The organism is Leptolyngbya sp. ST-U4 (assembly GCF_039962215.1).
Lineage (GTDB): Bacteria > Cyanobacteriota > Cyanobacteriia > Elainellales > Elainellaceae > Leptolyngbya_A.
On record NZ_JAMPKZ010000086.1, the window covers coordinates 1 to 2,315 of the forward strand.

Genomic DNA, 2,315 nt, shown 5'->3' on the forward strand with positions numbered 1-2,315 from the left:
TAACGGCAGTACCAACGAACATTGAGCAGGATAATTTCAGGCAAGAAATGCCGCCACTTGAACAGAGCAGCAGTAGCCATCGGAGGGCGAGAAGGCATAACGGGGCTTGTCTACCTTACCAGCGGCTGTTTTTGCGACACAACCGACAGCAGTAGTCTAAACTCTGGAGCTATGAAACCCTTATGCTCACGATTGTCCTGACTCAGACAAATAAGACGATTTCTGTTTGAGATCTGGTGAAGGTGTGAATGACTGCCACTTTCAATATTTCCGCCATCCTGGAGGATGATTTTCCCCTGTTTTGGCTGCAATTGGTACGCTGTTGCTCTATCAAGCAATGACTGGGAACCATTGACTTCCGATCGCGAAGCCTAAATTCTGGCTCAACCTCAGCCTTCCCAACTCCTTAAATCTCACTATTCCTTGTGCTGATGGGGTGTCGATCGTGGTTAAGTTAGAGAGATGCAAACATCTGTTTAAGGAAGCTCTAAATTATTATGGCGGTTGCGACAGAGCCCTTAAGAGGCAAAGCCCTTCTCAGTAAGTTGAAGGAAATTCCAACACTCTCCAAGTCAGAGAAGGCAAAAGCCTGTGGCTATGTCACGAGAACGAAAGACAGGGAAAGGGCGAATTTATCAGAATTCATTGAAGCTATTCTGGAAGCCCAAGGCTTAGCCGTTGAGCCAGAACAGGCAGGGGGGAGGGGTAGAACTCCAACGTATCGTGTTTCTGTTCATACCAATGGGCAAATTGTGATTGGGAAAGCCTATACCGAGATGATGGGACTCAGGTCAGGGGATGAGTTTGAAATTAAGCTCGGCTATAAGCACATTAAACTGGTGCTGGTTCAACCTGCTGGCGGCTCGAGCAATGATGAGGAGTAATCTCTGAGGTGACTGCTAAGCCGCATCAAACGATGCCGCTGAACATCACCTTCTGCCACCATGAGCTACATTAGCTACATTAATTTATTGCTCCGGCTAGCTTGCACTGAAGCAAACCTCCCTCCTCGACCCTGTTCTCCCACTTATAGAAAAAGTAACCCCTGACGAAGGGCGATCGGGATAAGGGTTAAGCAAACAAAGCCAATCACTCCAACAGCACCTTGAGCGGCACAGCACAGAAGATAGCTGAACAGCTCAATACGAGAGGTAGTCTCAGTCGAATTGGCATCGATCGCAGCCAACGAAGCGGTAGCAGACAGCTTTTCTATCTCAGTTGTAAAACTCATAGATAAAAATCAATAAATGCCTTCTCTAGCATCAACATAAATGAGCCACAAGTAAAGGCATAAGGAATGAGCATCTGCAATGAATTCTATTACCGATCGCTATGGACTGCCTCATCGACAATGGCTCCAACACGATCAAAGTCCCGATGCCGGCTCAATTAGTCCGTATTGATATTCAATAAATTGGGTCAGAAATAGCCTACGCCAGCACAATCCATCCTCCGCTATCGCATCAGGGTGATGGTGATTGCCTGTTTTGTCACCCTTCTCGGACTGCTTTCACGCTCTTCGCTCCTGTCATCAACCTCGTTTCTGGGGCAGTATAGTGGTGATACTTTGTGGGCACTGCTGGTGTACCTGCTTGTACGCTGGCTTCTGCCTCAGCAATCAATATTGCGATCGGCGATCAGTACGGGTCTATTCGCGCTGGGAATTGAGGTGAGCCAACTCTATCATGCGACATGGATTGATGCAATTCGCCACACCCAGTTCGGAGGTTTAATTCTTGGCTTTGGATTTCTGTGGAGTGATTTGATCTGTTATGCGGTAGGAATTAGCATTGGTGTTTGTTTGGAGCGAGTGCTCCTGCAAAAACGATTTCAAAGGTAAGGGCGGTCGCTTTCATGCGAGTCCGATGGAGCAGACTAATATCTAGATGACTTTGAAGGAAAGGCGATCGGGGCGTGAGTTCAATTGGGTGATATGAACAAAATGCAGCTTCGGTCATCCCAGCCTATGAAAGCTTGCAAGCTGAGGAAATTTACCGTTGGCTGTTTGGACTAATACCCGATTGCCTCACTAAGGAAAGTGCTTCGTATTAGCATTTATGAGGTGGCAAGGAAAGAATCGATCGCTTCTAGAATAAAGGGAGGCGAATCGAGGTCAGCGATATGCCCTCTCACTTTCCGGGCATTAACCCCTACATCGAGAATCCGGAGTTTTGGTCTAAGGGGTTCTGTTGTAAAAACTTCTATAGCTTTACGGAAAAACGTTCGGACAATGTTTGAAGGCAGCATCGACACAAACGCGAAAACTGTCAAACTCGTCCCAGCGTTGGCGCATCCAATTCTTGAGCACGAACCAC

At 47.3% G+C, this 2,315-nt stretch carries 3 protein-coding genes and 2 pseudogenes; 2 read left to right on the plus strand and 3 right to left on the minus strand.

All coding sequences use genetic code 11. The annotated features are described in order from the left end of the window. Window positions 1-80 (minus strand): annotated as a pseudogene (locus tag NDA02_RS28215) (IS6 family transposase); the annotation flags it as partial. A gap of 417 nt (window positions 81-497) precedes the next feature. On the opposite strand from NDA02_RS28215, the gene NDA02_RS28220 reads away from it, so the two are divergent. Next, complete coding sequence (locus tag NDA02_RS28220) at window positions 498-884, plus strand: AbrB family transcriptional regulator (RefSeq protein WP_190791085.1); 387 nt, start codon at window positions 498-500, stop codon at window positions 882-884. A gap of 143 nt (window positions 885-1,027) precedes the next feature. Here NDA02_RS28220 and NDA02_RS28225 read toward each other — a convergent pair whose 3' ends face one another. Beyond that, window positions 1,028-1,231 carry a hypothetical protein gene (locus NDA02_RS28225; RefSeq protein WP_190791084.1) on the minus strand — a complete coding sequence of 68 codons (204 nt, stop codon included), beginning with the start codon at window positions 1,229-1,231 and terminating at the stop codon, window positions 1,028-1,030. Window positions 1,232-1,471: 240 nt separating this feature from the next. Between NDA02_RS28225 and NDA02_RS28230 the strand changes: the two genes are divergently transcribed. Then, entirely contained in the window at window positions 1,472-1,840 is a 369-nt protein-coding gene (locus NDA02_RS28230) for a DUF2809 domain-containing protein (protein WP_190791083.1), read from the plus strand. Window positions 1,841-2,209: 369 nt separating this feature from the next. On the opposite strand, the pseudogene NDA02_RS28235 reads toward NDA02_RS28230, so the two are convergent. Then, a pseudogene (locus tag NDA02_RS28235) lies at window positions 2,210-2,315 on the minus strand (IS630 family transposase); the annotation flags it as partial.

What these genes read in the sequence shown, in the direction of transcription:
- NDA02_RS28220 (WP_190791085.1), top strand. Translation starts at nt 498, where the DNA reads ATGGCGGTTGCGACAGAGCCCTTAAGAGGCAAAGCCCTTCTCAGTAAG.
- NDA02_RS28225 (WP_190791084.1), bottom strand. Translation starts at nt 1,231, where the DNA reads ATGAGTTTTACAACTGAGATAGAAAAGCTGTCTGCTACCGCTTCGTTG.
- NDA02_RS28230 (WP_190791083.1), top strand. Translation starts at nt 1,472, where the DNA reads ATGGTGATTGCCTGTTTTGTCACCCTTCTCGGACTGCTTTCACGCTCT.